General features: G+C 56.6%; 14 protein-coding genes. 6 read left to right on the top strand and 8 right to left on the bottom strand.

Annotated elements, in window-relative coordinates; genetic code table 11:
* Positions 1–94 precede the first annotated feature (94 nt).
* Both Q0Z93_RS01545 and Q0Z93_RS01540 read left to right on the top strand, forming a co-directional pair.
* Positions 95–766, top strand: a complete 672-nt coding sequence (locus Q0Z93_RS01545) for a helix-turn-helix transcriptional regulator (protein WP_298061928.1) — start codon at positions 95–97, stop codon at positions 764–766.
* Complete coding sequence (locus tag Q0Z93_RS01540; RefSeq protein WP_298061891.1) at positions 754–1,320, top strand: LuxR family transcriptional regulator; 567 nt, start codon at positions 754–756, stop codon at positions 1,318–1,320. The genes Q0Z93_RS01545 and Q0Z93_RS01540 overlap by 13 nt, the downstream gene beginning before the upstream one ends.
* 788 nt (positions 1,321–2,108) lie before the next feature.
* Here Q0Z93_RS01540 and Q0Z93_RS01535 read toward each other — a convergent pair.
* Positions 2,109–4,295: a PL29 family lyase N-terminal domain-containing protein gene (locus Q0Z93_RS01535; RefSeq protein WP_298061888.1), complete on the bottom strand. Its 2,187-nt coding sequence runs from the start codon at positions 4,293–4,295 to the stop codon at positions 2,109–2,111.
* A complete protein-coding gene (locus Q0Z93_RS01530; protein WP_298061885.1) occupies positions 4,225–4,473 on the bottom strand; it encodes a hypothetical protein in 249 nt (82 codons plus the stop codon). Before Q0Z93_RS01530 ends, Q0Z93_RS01535 begins: the two co-directional genes overlap by 71 nt.
* Before the next feature lie 34 nt (positions 4,474–4,507).
* Here Q0Z93_RS01530 and Q0Z93_RS01525 point away from each other — a divergent pair, with 34 nt between their 5' ends.
* Positions 4,508–4,891, top strand: a complete 384-nt coding sequence (locus tag Q0Z93_RS01525) for a hypothetical protein (RefSeq protein WP_298061883.1) — start codon at positions 4,508–4,510, stop codon at positions 4,889–4,891.
* Between the two features lie 68 nt (positions 4,892–4,959).
* Complete coding sequence (locus tag Q0Z93_RS01520) at positions 4,960–5,931, top strand: ROK family protein (protein WP_298061881.1); 972 nt, start codon at positions 4,960–4,962, stop codon at positions 5,929–5,931.
* Between the two features lie 108 nt (positions 5,932–6,039).
* On the opposite strand, the gene Q0Z93_RS01515 is transcribed toward Q0Z93_RS01520, so the two are convergent.
* From Q0Z93_RS01515 to Q0Z93_RS01490, 6 genes are all read right to left on the bottom strand, one after another.
* Positions 6,040–7,125, bottom strand: coding sequence for a BF3164 family lipoprotein (locus Q0Z93_RS01515; protein ID WP_298061879.1), 1,086 nt, complete (start codon positions 7,123–7,125; stop codon positions 6,040–6,042).
* 583 nt (positions 7,126–7,708) lie between these two features.
* The gene (locus Q0Z93_RS01510) at positions 7,709–8,971 is read right to left on the bottom strand and encodes a S41 family peptidase (protein WP_298061877.1); all 1,263 of its coding nucleotides are present in this window, start codon (positions 8,969–8,971) and stop codon (positions 7,709–7,711) included.
* Between the two features lie 79 nt (positions 8,972–9,050).
* The gene (locus tag Q0Z93_RS01505) at positions 9,051–9,926 is read right to left on the bottom strand and encodes a DUF2262 domain-containing protein (RefSeq protein ID WP_298061875.1); all 876 of its coding nucleotides are present in this window, start codon (positions 9,924–9,926) and stop codon (positions 9,051–9,053) included.
* A gap of 184 nt (positions 9,927–10,110) precedes the next feature.
* The gene (locus tag Q0Z93_RS01500) at positions 10,111–10,965 is read right to left on the bottom strand and encodes an ATP-binding protein (protein ID WP_298061874.1); all 855 of its coding nucleotides are present in this window, start codon (positions 10,963–10,965) and stop codon (positions 10,111–10,113) included.
* Positions 10,966–11,107: 142 nt separating this feature from the next.
* Entirely contained in the window at positions 11,108–12,007 is a 900-nt protein-coding gene (locus Q0Z93_RS01495) for an efflux RND transporter periplasmic adaptor subunit (protein ID WP_298061873.1), read from the bottom strand.
* A gap of 21 nt (positions 12,008–12,028) precedes the next feature.
* Entirely contained in the window at positions 12,029–13,309 is a 1,281-nt protein-coding gene (locus tag Q0Z93_RS01490) for a TolC family protein (RefSeq protein ID WP_298061871.1), read from the bottom strand.
* A 116-nt stretch (positions 13,310–13,425) separates the two neighbouring features.
* Between Q0Z93_RS01490 and Q0Z93_RS01485 the strand changes: the two genes are divergently transcribed.
* The gene (locus Q0Z93_RS01485; RefSeq protein ID WP_298061869.1) at positions 13,426–14,175 is read left to right on the top strand and encodes a hypothetical protein; all 750 of its coding nucleotides are present in this window, start codon (positions 13,426–13,428) and stop codon (positions 14,173–14,175) included.
* A gap of 186 nt (positions 14,176–14,361) precedes the next feature.
* Positions 14,362–15,824 (top strand): putative transporter (locus Q0Z93_RS01480; RefSeq protein ID WP_298061868.1); only part of this gene is annotated, 1,463 nt, incomplete at its 3' end.

The raw sequence follows: 15,824 nt of genomic DNA, 5'->3' as shown, positions 1-15,824 counted from the left end.
AAAAAGGCCAAATCAATCCAAAGACAGCACCATCAGATTCACCAACCGACGAAAAATGTTTACCTTTACCGACATGGCCCTATTGACACCCGATATGCCGCTGAGCGCGGCACTGGAACAGCATCCGACACTGATCCCCCTCGTCAGCCGCTTCGGCATCCGGCTGGGGTTGGGAGACAAATCCGTGGCAGCCGTCTGCGCCGACCATCAGATCGACGCCCGCTTTATGCTGACGCTGATGAACACCTACCTCTTTGAAGAATATTTCCCGGAACAGAAACTCAAGTCATTCCACGTCAGTCAACTCGTCGACTACCTGAGCAAGACCAACGCCTACTACCTGCATTACCAATTGCCCAATATCGAACGGCATCTGGGCTCGCTGATCGCCAGCGGCGGGGCGGAGAACAGAAATCTCGCCCTGCTGGGCAAATTTTTCGCCGGCTTCAAACAAAGTCTGACCGATTCGATCGACTACGACACCCGGAAATGGTTTCCCTATTGTCTGGCATTGAGCGCAGGCGAGGTCGAGGGAAGAGATCGGATCGCACCGACGGCGCCGGACACGGCGGACGACGATCCGGCGGTGAGCCAGCTGCGGGACATGCGGAGCATCATGGTGCGGCACCTGAGCGGAGAATACAACGACAATCTGGCCTATGCCGTGATTTTCGCCGTGGGAAGCATCGAGCGGGACATTCGGCAGCACAACCGGATTCGCAACCGAATATTGACCCCTGTTATCGACGCCTTATGCCGCGGATAGCCCTTATTTTGCCCGATCTGCTGCAACGAGCCGGGATGGCCGCCGTGTTGGAGCGATATTTTGCCCCGGTGGAAGTGGAACAGTTCGGAACGGCGGACGACACGTTGCGCGAGAACGGACTTTTCGACGTCTATTTTACTGACTGCGCTGTGTTTACGGCGAATGTGGATTTTTTTCTGCCCCGGCGGAGCCAGTGCGTGATTCTCGTACCGGATGGGAGCGCAGCGCTTCCGGGAACGGAGACCCCGCGTGTGATTGCGACCGGCGGGACGCTCGAAGAATTACTCGATCACATAGGAAAGGTGCTTGTTCCGGTCCGTTCGGCGGCGGAAACGCCTTCTGACGAGTTGTCAGCCCGCGAAGTACAAGTGCTCCAGCTGGTCGTCAGCGGCGCTATCAACAAAGAAATCGCCGACCGGCTCAATATCAGCCTCAACACTGTGTTGACTCACCGCAAAAATATCGCGGCCAAGCTGGGAATCAAGACCATCTCGGGTTTGACGCTTTACGCTTTGATGCACGGTTACGTGTCGACCGAAGACATAAATACGTAATTGATCTTTCGTTCGTTAGCCTTCGGTCGAATTGGCATTTTCTTTCTCGTGCTGGGAATCGGTTTGGATTTCGCAAAACGGGGCTCCGCCTACCTCCTGCGGGCTCGTTATTAACTGTAGGTTTTATCGTACGTACCCGGTTTGAGGGAACTGTTCTCTTTAACTTCGCTACGCTTGTTTTCCTCGCGCTACCTCGGCATAGCCCGCAAGCGGTCTCTGCCCTCGGAACGCTGCTCGGTTGTGAACAAAGAGAACCAGAAAACCGACGCAGCAGCTGAGTGCCATCGAGCTTGCTCGAATGGCCGAGGCGCCAGGAGGAAGGCGCAGCCAAACTTTTTGAGATGTTTCGCATCTCTTGAGCCTGCCGGATACCCTTGTCTTCGATCCTCTTGGGCCGGGAGCAATAGACCGCTCTATTGCACCTCAGTTCGACCTCGCGCCCACCCCCTAAAGCTGAGCAAACTCCCGGTCGGAGCACCCGGCGGCACCGCTTCCCCAGCCGAAAAGGTTCCCCCCGGAACCGGCAAGACGCAATCATTCGTTTCGGCAAACAAGCGGCTAATCTCAGACGAAGATACGATATTTTCCCCATTCGGGCATGCACACCGCCGCATATTCGAGCATTCACTCCTCTGCATTCGGGTATTCATGCCGCCGCATTCAGGCATGAATCGCGCTGCATAAAAAGAAAGCGGGGCCGACTTTCGAGAAAGTCAGCCCCGCCCAACCGGCAGCCGCCTGTTATGATGTACATGCGCGGACAGGCGGCCGCACGGAATCACTTCCGGTTAAATACCTGTGGCCGCCGCCAGCGTCACCGTGAATTTCACGCCATCATGTTCCTCGCCCCATTGATCCACTACCGCAGCCGTCACTTCGACCGTCTCGTCCGCCGCGGGAGCAGCGTCTACACGGGTGCAGACGATTTTCGCACCGCCATCCGGAACTTCGACAGTTACTTTCGATTCATCTGCCGAAACCGCACTCGCGATCTTCACGATCCCTCCGGTTACTTCCGAATCGTCGCCGGATTTGGCCGTGAAACCCGTCAATTCCACCTCCGCAGTCAAGGCATCGTTCGCGATCGTCGTACTTGCCGGCCCTTCCACCGCCGCCACCGGCGAGCTCAAAGTAAAGGTGATCGTTACGGCAGTTTCGGTTCCGACCGGATCTTCGTAAGTCAGCGTCGCCGTATAGTCGCCTGCGGCAGTCGGGTTGTCCACCGAGATTTCCACCGCATCGAAAGCTCCGGCATCCGCCACAGCAGCCCCCGCATCGCTCCCGGAGCTCTTGAACGCCGCGCTATTGGAACCCACGCCCGCCAGCTGATCACCTAAAGCCACCTTGAAGTTCGCAGCACCCGCTTTCCAAGCGTCGATCATTTCCTGCGCAGCCTCATCTCCGAACAAAGCAGCGGTCAAAGCATCCTGAGTCAGTTCGATCACCGTTGCCGTACTTGCATCTGCATTCTGCATCTCCTCACCAAGAGACACCTCCGTGCTGACCGGTTCGGGCAGCAACGCAAAGAAATTCACCGTCACTTCTTTTGAATCGGCCTCACCGTTCTCCCCAAGGTAGGAGTACACCACCGTCAAAGCCTTTTCCGGGGTAGCCGCTTTGCTCAAAGCCCCCGGGAGTTGATACACCTCCCAGTCGCCGGTATACGGAGCGTCGGCAGCCACACTCTCATCCGCGCGGCGAATCCCGTAGCCCTCGTGATCCGTTCCCTCTTTGAACGCCGCATAGCTGTCGACGATATTCGAGGCAGCCGTGATCGTAGCCGTTGCTCCCGTAAGCGCGGGCACGGTCGCGGGTACGCCGCTCGCATCCGCCGGCGTGGACAGGGTATTTACCGTAATTTCAAAATCGTAAGCCGACAGGGTGTGGGTGCCGTTGCTGTTCTCTGCGCAGAGCGCCACATTCGTGAATCCCGCGAACTCAGGATCGGTCGGTACGCCCGTCAGCGTCCACAAACCGCTGGCCGGAGCCGCTTTGGTCGCCGAAATATCCGCCGCACTGCCCGCCGTGAGCGTCAATTCGATCGGCAGCGTAACCGAACCCTCGTGATCACTGGCCACGAACGTGAACGGCACGACCGAAGCGTTCACCTGCGCCGGATTCAGCACCACCGGAATCCCCGCGCACGAGTAAACGACCTCTCCCTCCGCATAGGTTTTGTCGCCGATCGTCGCACCGCCGGTTCCCACCGTCGTTTTCGAGATCACTAACTCCGTTTTACCCGAGATCGAAGCGATGCTCGTAATGGAAGCCTTGTCGAAATAACCCTCCATCGGCACGCGCAGGGTCTTCATCGATTCGGTCGCCGTGGCCGGAACCGTGATGAGGGCGATCTTTTCATCCGGGAGTTCGGTCACGGACGGGATTGCCGCATTGTACTTGAAAGCCGTGGTTTTGTCGCCGATCACGATGTATCCGTCGTCGTCGATCTTCACGTAGTCGGCCACATACGTTTTTGCATCGGCAATGGAATTGCCGTCAGCGTCTTTCAATTCTTCCCACGTCGTTCCGCCGTCTACCGACATTTCCCAGTTTTTGTCCTCGTTCACCCGCAGCTGCGGCACCGGGGCGTCCTTGCCGGCTTCTCCCACCGGCCCCTGAGGCCCGGTAAGCCCCTGCTGGCCGTCCTGGCCGTCCTGACCGGCTGCCCCTGCAGGGCCCTGTGCTCCGGCAGGCCCTTGCTGACCGTCTTGACCATCTTTGCCATCCTTGCCGTTGGTCAGGTTGATCGAAGTGCCGTCCGAGAAGGTGATCTTGTAGCCGTCAGCTTCGGTCTTCACCTCCGTAATCGTCGTCCCCTTGGCAATGGCCGATTGCAGGGCCGCGATCGCGTCCGCGTTGGCATCGATCTGCGTCTGCAGATTCTTGATGTCGGAGTCGTAGTCCTTACACCCGACAAAAGCGGTGCAGGCCGCTGCCATCGCCAGCGCCACCGCATAAAAGTTCTTTTTTCTCATACTTAAAATGTTTTGTTTGGTTGTTTCCATAGCCAGCGATGCAGCGTAATATCAAACTCATTCCTAAGATTTTCGTTATCTTTGAAGATTTAGATACTCCCGGCACATCACTTTGCAAAGCAGAATCTATTTGCAAATGTAAACGCCAAAACTTAAAAAAGCAAATAAATTTTATCAAATGTAAATAAAACTCTTTCGGAGGCGCGGTTTATATGACGATCAACGAGAGACTGAGCCTGCTAATCAAGGCACTCGGGCTCAATAACAATTCTTTTGCGAGAAAGCTGGATGTGAATCCGGCGGTGACGTTCAACATCATCGAAGGGCGGAAGACCAAGCCTTCGTATGATCTGTTAGAAAAAATAGTATTTACATTTGACAATATAAACCTCTGCTGGCTCCTGAAGGGCGAGGGGGAGATGTTCCGCCCGGATTCGGCCGCCCCGGAACCGTCCGGAAGTCCCGAACCGAATCCGGACGCGGCTGCCGTGCAAAACGAATTGATCGCCTTGCTGAAAAAACAGCTCGACGAGGCGAACCGCCTCAATCAGGACTTGATGCAGTTGCTCAAAAAAAATCTCACGGAAAACCGCTGACGCGGCTTTGCATGAAAAAATCCTTATCTTTGGGTTACGAAACAACAAACACCTAAACCAAAGAAAACATGAAGCAATTAGCAGTAGGGATCGACATCGGGGGTACCAATTCGGTCTACGGATTAGTGGACCGCGAAGGGAATATGTACGGCGAAGGGGTGGTGCCTACCAAGAATTACCCGGACTTCGACCAATACCTCGAAGAGCTTTATATCGGAATCCAGAGCTTGGTGAAAAACCTCGACGGCGAGTTCGAGATTATCGGGATCGGGATCGGGGCGCCGAATGCCAATTACTACAACGGAACGATCGAATATGCGGCCAATCTGATCTGGCAGGGGGTGATCCCGTTCGTCGAAAAGATGAAGCGGTACTATCCTTCGATTCCGGTCTTGATCACCAACGACGCGAATGCGGCGGCGATCGGCGAGATGGTCTACGGGGCGGCAAAGGGGATGAAGGACTTTATCGTGGTGACCTTAGGGACGGGGCTGGGGAGCGGATTCGTGGCGAACGGACAACTGATCTACGGGCATGACAGCTTTGCGGGGGAACTGGGGCATGTGATTGTCAACAAGACGGCGAGTGCGCGGGTCTGCGGATGCGGCAGGAAGGGGTGCCTGGAGACTTATGTCTCGGCTACGGGCATCAAGCGGACGGCGTTCAAACTGCTGGCGGATCATATCGAGGACAGCGAGTTCCGAAATATCAGCTACAATGATTTGACGGCGGAGATGATTACGAAGGCGGCGCTCAATGGGGACAGATTGGCGATCGAGGCGTATGAATATACGGGGATGATCCTGGGGCAGGCATTGGCGGATGCGGTGACGATCACTTCGCCGGAGGCGATTTTCCTGTTCGGGGGGTTGGCGAAGGCAGGCAAGTATATTTTCGAGCCGACCAAAAAGTATATGGAGATGCACATGCTGTCGAACTTCAGAAACAAGGTGAAGCTGCTGCCGTCGGGGATCGACGGAAAGAATGCGGCGGTACTGGGGGCGTCGGCGCTGATCTGGCAGCAACTGGAGAGGAAGTAAATCATCCCTTTTCCCGCAGGCGTTGTAACGCTGACCGGTAAAGATTGCGCAAAAGGCGGGGCTATGCTGTAGCCCCGCCTTTTGCGCAAAATCCAGTCCGTCCGCCGCTTATTTCCACACCGTCCGCCGAATCTGGCACCCTTCGTCTACGACTCTGATCAGATACAATCCTGAGCCTATCGCATCGCTCACAATCCACCCTACCGGAATATCCAAACGAATCTTCCGCACGGGTTGTCCGTCGTGCGTGAAAACATAGACGACGTCCGACTCCCGCGGCCAATCCCGCCACGGTTTCCGATCGCTGTACAACAGATAGAAATAACGATCGTCCGACGTCGCCGACAACACCCCCTGCACATTGTCCGGGTCGAAACGCACCGTCGAATGAGCCCCCGAGGAGGCACTCGAAAACACCGGAATTTCAAACAGATATTCCGCCGTCTTGACCGGTACGGAATCCGGCCGGCAATCGAAAAACTTCCAGACCGCCCCCTGTCTCGACGTGGCGACAAAATGCGAGCCGTCCGGCGAGACCGTCACATTCCCATTATACCCCAACGCCATCTCCGCCGGGGTCAATCCTGCATTCACCGCCGCTTCCGGATAGACATCGAACCCCTTAACCTGACACAATGAACTGTCAGTCAAAAAGAACTGACAATCGGGATTGGAAAACTGATACCCCGTCGACACGAACCGGCCTCCGCAAATCGGATGCCGGTCATACCCGTGCCCGTCCGGTATCTCGCTCACTGTCCGCACTTCCAGGGCCACGGGATTCTGCCGCCAACCGGCGCTGTCGGTCATCACCAGTTTCCGCTCACCGCCCGAATAAACATATATCCGGCCATCGCAACAATCCAACCCGTCCATCCCCAACACTTCGTTGTTTGCCCGCCCTTTATGCAGGAAGGAGCCGGCCAATCGCTGCGAATCCAGGTCATAGACGGTCACCTGGGGTTCGGTAAAGAAATTCCCGATCAACAGGAGGTTGTCCAGACTGGCGATATAAATCGGTTCGACGACCTCCCGCTCGTCGAAGTCCATCCGTTCGGTGGAGCAGGAGACTTCCAGCCCGGCGAACAGCTCTTCGACAGATTCCGGCCGAGTTGCCGGCCTGCCGCACGAGAAAAGTAGCAGCGTCCCTAACGCCCACCAAACTCTTTTGTCTTTTTTATGATCATCTTCCAATCTTTGTATTAATTGTCGCAAGGGGTACCCTTCACATCGACATAAACCCCAGGCGAGGTTTCCATAGTGCCGCAAAAGTTATCCCAAGGTGCACAACAATTGAAGAGAATCCGGATCTTTATCAATACTCGAAATCCCCAATGCTTCTATATTGGCCAAAACCAAATCGGAATACTGCGGAGTTGTTTTTGATGCACGAACAGCCGCAAAAATGCCAGTCCCTAAAAGAAAGAGACCAAAAATTGCCAAAGAGATTTTCTTGTTTTTATTTCAGTTTGTGTTTAAATAGCGATACAAAAGTAAAGATAAACAATAAACAACATAAAACACAAAAACCTTTCATATACACTTCAATAGAAATATCTACTTTCTCTTCCTTTGAGGAATACTGCCGAACAATATATCCTTGATTATTCCGCAGTCAGGTCGGCCGCGGTGCTGGGGGCGTCGGCGCTGATCTGGCTGCAGCTGGAACGGGAGTAAGCCGAGTCGTATTCCCTATTTTGGACGACAAACCGAGCCGGGGTGGTATTCATGACTGAATACCGCCCCTGTTTTTTATACTGCCGGAAGAACCCGGTCTCTATTTCACCCGCGAAGAGCCTTGCCGGATCAGGCGGAGGGTATAGTCCAACGCTTCGTCCGCCGGAACAGGATAGTCCGGCAGGGTGCCGTGCACATCGTCGTCCGTCGCCCCGACCTCATAAAACAGCCTGGTTGAAACCCCATACTGAATTCCGCTATTCGACAACTCGAAAATTCTTTTATTCCCGAACGCAACCGACAAACCTCCGGTCTCCTCGCCCACGACCGTCCCCATGCCGAAATACTTGAATGCCCATGATAAATTCGCTGCCGAAGAAAAAGTATAACGACTGGTCAACATCCACACTTGCCCGGTATAACGTTTTCTCGCTCGGTGCGGTTTGTGCCACCATTTTTTCAAATTCCGCAGTGTATCCGGTACTCCGCGCTGCACCCCCTTCTCAATCTGAATAAACGGTCGGTCGCTCAAGTATCGTAACAACATATCTCCTCCTGAGGTAGCTCCCCCACTATTTTCGCGCAGATCGACGATCAGATTCGGAACGCGTCGTTCGCGGAGTTCCTGAAAAACCGAATCGAAAAATGCCTGGCTCTGTTTACCGCCGACCATCGCCCGCAACGTCAGCAGAGCGGTCGTATCGGACAGAATTTCCAACGAGTAGGGCCACTCCCGCTGTGCAGCCTTCTGCTCCGCCCATCTCGTCCGGAATGGAATCGATTCGATCGTCTCCCGAAGTATCGTCCCGTCCGGCGTCGTACCCCGAATGCGATAGTCTCTGCGCCATGTGTTCCACCAATAATAGCACTTCGGGAAATTCCATTCCTGCAAAGCCAGTCGGAAAGGCAGTCGTTCACCGGATGCCCAGACCAAGAACCGACGGATCACCTCCCGGGCACTATGCCCGTCAAGGCTGTCGATCCGCGTGCCGACAGGTAACGGACTGTCGGGCCGATAGTTCCGCCGTACCCGGATAGTCGAATCGTCGGGAATCGTCACGTCGAACGGTAGTGACGGAGCCGCATCGCCCGGAATCCCGACAGGCATCAATGAAGTATGCCCGTCGCCGATCGCCTCGAAAAACGGCAGTAAGTAAGAATAGAACTCCAGTCCGTATAGTGAATCGGCCCGGCCAATCCGAGCATGTAACGCAGCGACCATGCTGTCGAGCCGCGGTCGCCCGGCCACGGCAAACAGGTCGGGATGCACTTCCTGCAACGTCCGGTACAAAGTGTCGAGGTCGGCCCGCAAAGCTGCGCTGGAGTATTTCTGTGCCCTGACGGGTATGAATCCTAACGACAACAGGGCGATACAGACTGAGAACAGCGTTTTTTCATGACTTTATTGGCATCACGGATGAGAAATCGCCGACAGCACCACCTCAAAACGTCGCCTGCGCGGCGCCTGTTTTCAGATTGCAAGTGGCCACAATCATATGGCCGCAGAACATGTCGTCGTCCTCATATTCGATCTCGAACTTGCCGCCTCGCGCCAAATGGACGCTGTGCACAGCGATCCGCTCAGCAAACGCCTCGGGCGTGATTTCCACCGCATCCGCCTCGTCGATCTCTTCATCTTCGACAGCCTGCCGCAGCCAGTCATTCGCCGTTTTGGTCAAAGAGCGCGCCGCCGCCCTGCGCATCCGGACATCCCACTCCTGCTGCTCGTCCACCAGTTTCCCCAGAGTGCCGAACAATTCGGGCCATTTTTTCGGTCGATGTTCGTTCGCCTCCACAGTCACTCCGACCGTTTTTCCCATCCATTCGACCCGCCCTCTGAACCATTCGAGCGTTCTATCCCAGACAAATTCACCGAGCTTTTCATCTTGCCACACGATGGGTTGCAGATACTTTTCGCGGATCGCTTCCAGTTCGGGACACGCGACATCGTGCTCCAGAATCCGGATCAGGGCGAATCGTTCACCTTTCATCCGGAAGCGATCCCAAGCAGGGTCTTCGTACGGCAAGCGATCGTAAGTCCGAGCCTCGATGCGATAGACGGTGAGCGGTTCAAAAATCAACGAGCGGTGACGGGCCTCGAATTCCGTTCGGTCGAGGTTCCAGTCTCTTTTTTCAAAAGGCCACGACACGTGCGTCTTTATCCGTTTCACCCGGTTCGTTTCCAAGTCCACATAGCCGAGAATGCCTTGATTCGCCCTATAATGCGACTTGTGGTCAATCCCGTTGCAATTATTGCGCCCGACACGATCTTCGTCGGTGAGAATCAGAAATTGACGGGGAGATGACTCTTGTTCCATGGTCGATGACGCTTTACGGTCTGAAGATTTTATGTAAAATACAGGTAAGTATATCCGATTTCAGCCCTCTGTCTGCCGGTGGGTCGCTTTTTCCCGATTCCCGGCCTGTGTTCTCCGAACCCGCATGGCCGATTCGCAAAGACCTCTGCCCGGTTTCGGAGAGATCGCATATCCTTGCCGGGATTTATTCCTTGCTTATCGGCCGAACCAGGTCGCCGATCTCCGAGACCCGGTCTGTCCAGCCGTTCATCACCACGGCCGGCGAATGGGTCGCTACGATCAGTTGCAAATTCGGATTCAACCGCCGTATATCTTCGATCAACCGGCGCTGCCAGTCGAAATGCAGCGAGATTTCCGGCTCGTCCATAATCAGGATGAAGTTCCTCCCCGACTGAATCAGCACGTGGGTCAGGATAATCAGAATCTGTTTCTCGCCCGACGAAAGTTGATCCGGCCGAATCGTCGCTCCGTATTTCGTTTTGAATTGCAAGGTGTCGCTGTCGCGATCCACCCGTTTGCCGGTCGCTTCGAGCAGGGCGTCGATCGTGTCGAGATACAGGGTCTTCCGGGCCGTGAATGCCTGTATATCGGCCGTGCTTTTCCCCATCTGCAAAGCGCCGATCACGTGTTTCCCTATTTCCAACTGGTAAGTCAGGTAGCGGTTCTGCAATTTATACAGTTCCCAGTCGAGATAGGTGGCGACGGTGCCGTCCGAGAGTTTGTAAATCGCCTCGCTCTCTTGCAATGTCGTGTCGAACGTGCTGATTACGGAAACGTTGTAGATCGACGGGTCGAACGGCTGCTCGGAACTGACCGATGTCCCGTCCGTAAACTCCACTTCGATAGCCTGCATGCGGCACCGGTGCCCCGTGGAGATCGTTCCCAGCGTGAACAGGTCGCTCAGGCAGCGCAGCACGGTGCTTTTCCCGCTCCCGTTGCTCCCCGCCAGTATGTTGACGTCCGGAGTAAGCTCCCAGGCCAGATCGCAGATGTTCCATAGTCCTTTGATTTCGATCCGGCGTATATATACCTCTGCCATAGTGTATCGAATTAGCGTATGATTATTCGGTTCCCGCAAACGGGTTCGGAGACCGGGCGCCCCCCGTGCGAGCCGAAATATCGGGACAGGGGCTAATAAAGCCTCAATCGCGATCGCCTATAAACCCGGCGGTTCTTTCCGATCAGAAGTAGACTTCGGCCGGCATTCCGATTTTGAGCGATCCCGGATTGGCCACATAGATTTTCAAGGCATAGACTAAATTGGCCCGTTCATCCCGCGTCTGGATCACCTTCGGCGTGAACTCCGCCTTGTCCGCGATCCAGCCGATGCGTCCGGTAAATTCCGCATTCCCCGCATACGTGCTGTCCACCTTCACCCGCACCTGCTGTCCGAGCCGTACCGAAGCCAGCTGCGGCTCTCCGATGTAAGCCCTCAGGATCAGGGTATCCAGGTTCGCCACCTTGTAAAGCGGTTTGCCGACCGCCGCCAGTTCGTGCTGCTCGGCATACTTCGCCAGCACCGTCCCCGCCACCGGATTGACCACATAAGCATTGTCGATCCGGTCCTGCACCTGGAGAATCTGCTGCCGCAGCGGCTCCATGCGCGCCAGCAGCGTGCGCGTCTGAATATCGAGATTCGACTCCTCCGCACTCAGCTGCTTCCGGAGGACATCGGCATCATACGCCAGATTGTCCACCTGCTGGGCCGTCGAAGCATCCGCCTCGGCCAGCGCCCGGAACCGGGCCAGCTCATGTTCGGTTTTCGCCAGCTGTTCGCGCACCACGTCGAGTTGTTTCTCCGTCTCCGGCAGCTGCGCGCGCAACACCGCGATCTCCGCCCGCAGTTGGTTGCGCTGCAAGACCAGCTGCGCGGTGTCCACCCAGCCGACAATCTCGCCCCGGTGGAGCTTGTATCCCTCGTCTACATTGAATTCCAGCAATTTGCCGTTGCAGTCCGCCGAAACGACCACCTCCACCGCCTCGAAATTGCCGTAAGCGTCCGGCACCGGCCCTCGCGAGCAGGAAACCGCGATGCACGCCGCTCCCACCGCTACGGCGCCTGTAGAAAAATATCGATTCATATATTCCCGATTGATAGCCTGCTACCTGTAAACACCCCGTGCCGCGTCGTAGCCGATCCACGCCTGCACCAACCGCAGCGCATTGACCTCCGCATTGACCCTCGCCGCCGCCTCGTTGTTGAACTCCGTCAGGTACTCCGACTCAGTAATGATCCCCTTCTCGAGCTGCGCCAGCGCCCGTTCCCTGACTGCCGTCCTGGCCTTTACGATTTCCGGATCCATCGCCGTCACTTCGCGCAGTTTCTCGATGTCCGTCACGTACTGCGCCGCCTGGATCGTGACGTTCCGTTCAAAGTCGCGCTGCTGTTGGTCGATATCCCCCCTGGCGATCCGGTTGGCCCGTTTCTCCCGTTGCGTCGTCGCCCAGCCCGTCAGCGGCACGTTGAGCCGCAACCCTCCGATCGCCATCGGGGCGAAATCGCGGTCGAGAAAATTGTACCCCGGCCGCCCGTATCCTCCGCTGGCAAACAACGAGAGCTTCGGGTTGGACTTGCTGTTGAGCCACTTGTCCTGCATGTTCAACACCTCCCGCTGTCCGGCGTAAAGTTTCAATTCCGTCCGGTGCAGGAAAGGTTCGCCCGTTTCCAAGCGATCCGGCACCGCCGGTATTTCCAGAACCGTGCTTTCCGCAACCGGCAAGCCCGTCAGCTCCGTCAATGCCGTCGCCAGCTTGCTCCGCGTGCCTTCCAGTTCGGCCCGCTGCTGACTGAGCTCGATCATCCGGGCCGTCAGCGCCGCCAGCATGCCCCCCGTCGCCGTCCCGTGCGCAACCCGGGCGGTCACCGCTTCAATATCGGCCGCGAGGGTTTTCCGCATCAAAGCGTTCACTTCCAATTGCCGCTCGGCCATCAAAATGCCGAGGTAGATGTCGTTGATCCGGTCGCGCAGGCGGTCGAGCTGCACCTCCAGTGACGCCTTCTCCGCCGTTTCCGTCGCAGCGTTCACCCGCTTGGCGTTCCGCACGCTGCTCCCTCCGTAAATGACTTGGTTGAGATCCACCGTGGCCCGGTACTGATCCTTCGGCAGGTCGATGGCTATCGGCAGCGGCAGATCGCCCGGGAACTTCGGCACCTCGTTCTGGTAGCTTCCCTGCGCGTTGATCTCCACCTGCGGGATCAAGGCCGAAGAGGCCGCCCGGTCTTTCGCCTGCCGTTTCAGCCCCGCCAGCTCCCGCCGCACGGTGAGCGGCGAGCGGGTCACCGCCGCCTGCCGGCATTCTTCCAAGGTCAATACGGTCTTCTGCGCCGCCGCCGGAAAGACGGACAGCGACAGGAACAAAACTGAAAATACGGTTCGGATCATACAAAAACCAGGCGATTCTATGGACAATGTTACGAAAATAAGCGGGAAATGTCAAATTTAGCACTAACTTTGGAAAATTCCATTCAGCGACTACTAACTCAAAAATTCCGATAATCATGAAACTCCAAACCACGTTAGTCATTTTGGCCGGGATAATACTTTCGGGAGGGGCATACGCCCAGCGGGGGCGTACCGTGACGCCGTTCACGCCGCGCGTGACGGACTCCACGGGCAGGAAGGTCTATGTGCAGCCCCAGGAAAAGAGACAGTCTCGCATTGCGATCACTTTCGGCTACGGCTACTCGGCGGTAACCTCTTACGACAGTTACGCCAACGGCATTTTTCCGTTCACGGAGAACAATTCGCCGAGCGCACAGAATGTGCCGGCGGGGCATATTACGGGCAGCCTGGGGGCGATCAGCGTGGGCTTTAACTACGAGATCAATCCGTGGCTGGAACTCAATATCCCGTTCGTCTACTCGCACAACAACGGACGGCAGGAGTTCCGCGAAGTGACCAGAACCGGGCAGAAGGACGATTGGTTCACGATTTTGCCGACCTTGCGCATCAACTGGGTGCGGAACAACTGGCTCTCGGTTTACACCCGGGCGGGGATAGGCATAGGGCTCGGGAACCGCTGGGTGTCGGTCGATCAGGATCAATCCGCCAAAGCGGTCTTCGCTTACCAGATTTCGCCGGTGGGGGTTGAAATGGGGAAAGGGAGGTGCTGCTTCTTCGTCGAAGGGGGGTACGGATTCACGGGGGCTGTGACGGCAGGGATCAAGCTCAAGGTGGGGAAAGTGCTCAAGGACGGGCGAACCAGTACGGGTCGGCAAGTGAACTGGTACGACAAGTACCTGCATTAGCGGCAGGTAGTATAATCAGTCGGGGGCCGTATCTTTTCCCGCTTCCGCCACTGCGGAAGCGGGAAAAGTGTTTTTTGTGCCGGCACCGCGGCCTCCTGTTTGGAAAAACGGGGCATTATTAAGATTTCTTAAAAAGTAAATAAAAAAGTACCTTTGTCGCTCTGTTTTTACTCTTTTCAAGAAACTATGGAATGGATTGAAAACCTCTTTCTCGGCAGCGGAGTAGCCCACTCGATCCTGCTGATCGCACTGACCGTCGCTGCGGGGATCGCCCTCGGGAAGATCAAGATCGCCGGCATCTCGCTGGGCGTCACCTGGATTCTGTTCGTGGGGATCGCCCTGAGCCATTTCGGCATGCGGATCGACCCGACGACATTGCACTTCGTCAAGGAATTCGGGCTGATTCTCTTCGTCTATTCGATCGGACTTCAGGTGGGGCCGAGCTTCTTCTCGTCGCTCAAAAAAGGGGGGCTGACGCTCAATATGCTCGCCGCGGCTATCGTCTTCCTGGGGGTGGTCATCACCTACCTGCTCCATGTCGGCACCGGGATTCCGATCACGACGATGGTGGGGATTCTCTCCGGCGCCGTGACCAACACGCCGGGCCTCGGGGCTGCCCAGCAAACGTACAGCGACATGACCGGCATCAACGACCCGTCGATTCCGTTAGGCTATGCCGTAGCTTATCCGCTGGGGGTGATCGGGATCATCGTTTCGATCATGGCCGTCCGCTTCTTTTTCCGCATCAAATTGGACAAGGAGGTCGAAGCGGCCCACGCCGGCGACCAGGACGACAGCGGCGCGCAGCGGATTTCGATTCTTTTGGAAAATCCGGTGATTGCGGGCAGGAACGTGGGGGACATTTCCGGTCTGATCGACCGCACGTTCGTCATCTCGCGCGTGTGCCACGGAGCGGACGGACGGACGGAGATCGCCAGCAACAACACGACGCTGCAGCTGGGCGACAAGCTCTTCGTGATCGCTGCGCATAAGGACGAGGAGGCGCTGGTGGCGTTCCTCGGGCACAAGATCGACATGGATTTTTCGGAATGGGAGAAACTCGACAGCCATTTCATCTCGCGGCGGGTGATGATCACCAAGCCGGAGCTGAACGGGAAACGGTTGGGCGACCTCAGGCTGCGGAGCACTTACGGGATCAACATCACGCGGGTGAACCGGGCGGGGGTGGACTTGGTGGCCAACCGGAACCTCCACTTGCAGATGGGCGACCGCGTGACGGTGGTGGGGACGGAAACCGGCGTGGCCGAGGCTACGAAGGTGCTCGGGAACTCGATGCGGCGGCTGCGGGAACCGAACCTGATTCCGATTTTCATCGGGATTTTCTTGGGGGTGCTGTTAGGGAGCATTCCGATCCTGCTGCCGGGCATTCCGCAGCCGCTCAAACTCGGCCTGGCGGGCGGGCCGCTGATCGTCTCGATCCTTATCAGCCGTTTCGGGCCGCAGTATAAGGTGGTGACCTACACGACGATGAGTGCCAACCTGATGCTGCGCGAAGTGGGGATCGCCTTGTTCCTGGCCGGTGTGGGCCTGGGGGCGGGCGAGGGATTCGTGGAGACGATCGTGGACGGCGGAGGGTATAAGTGGATCGGCTACGGGGTGCTGATCACGATGGTGCCGCTGCTGTTAGT

This window comes from uncultured Rikenella sp. (genome assembly GCF_947628055.1).
Taxonomy (GTDB): Bacteria; Bacteroidota; Bacteroidia; order Bacteroidales; family Rikenellaceae; genus Rikenella.
This window is presented reverse-complemented; position numbering and strand designations above follow the sequence as displayed.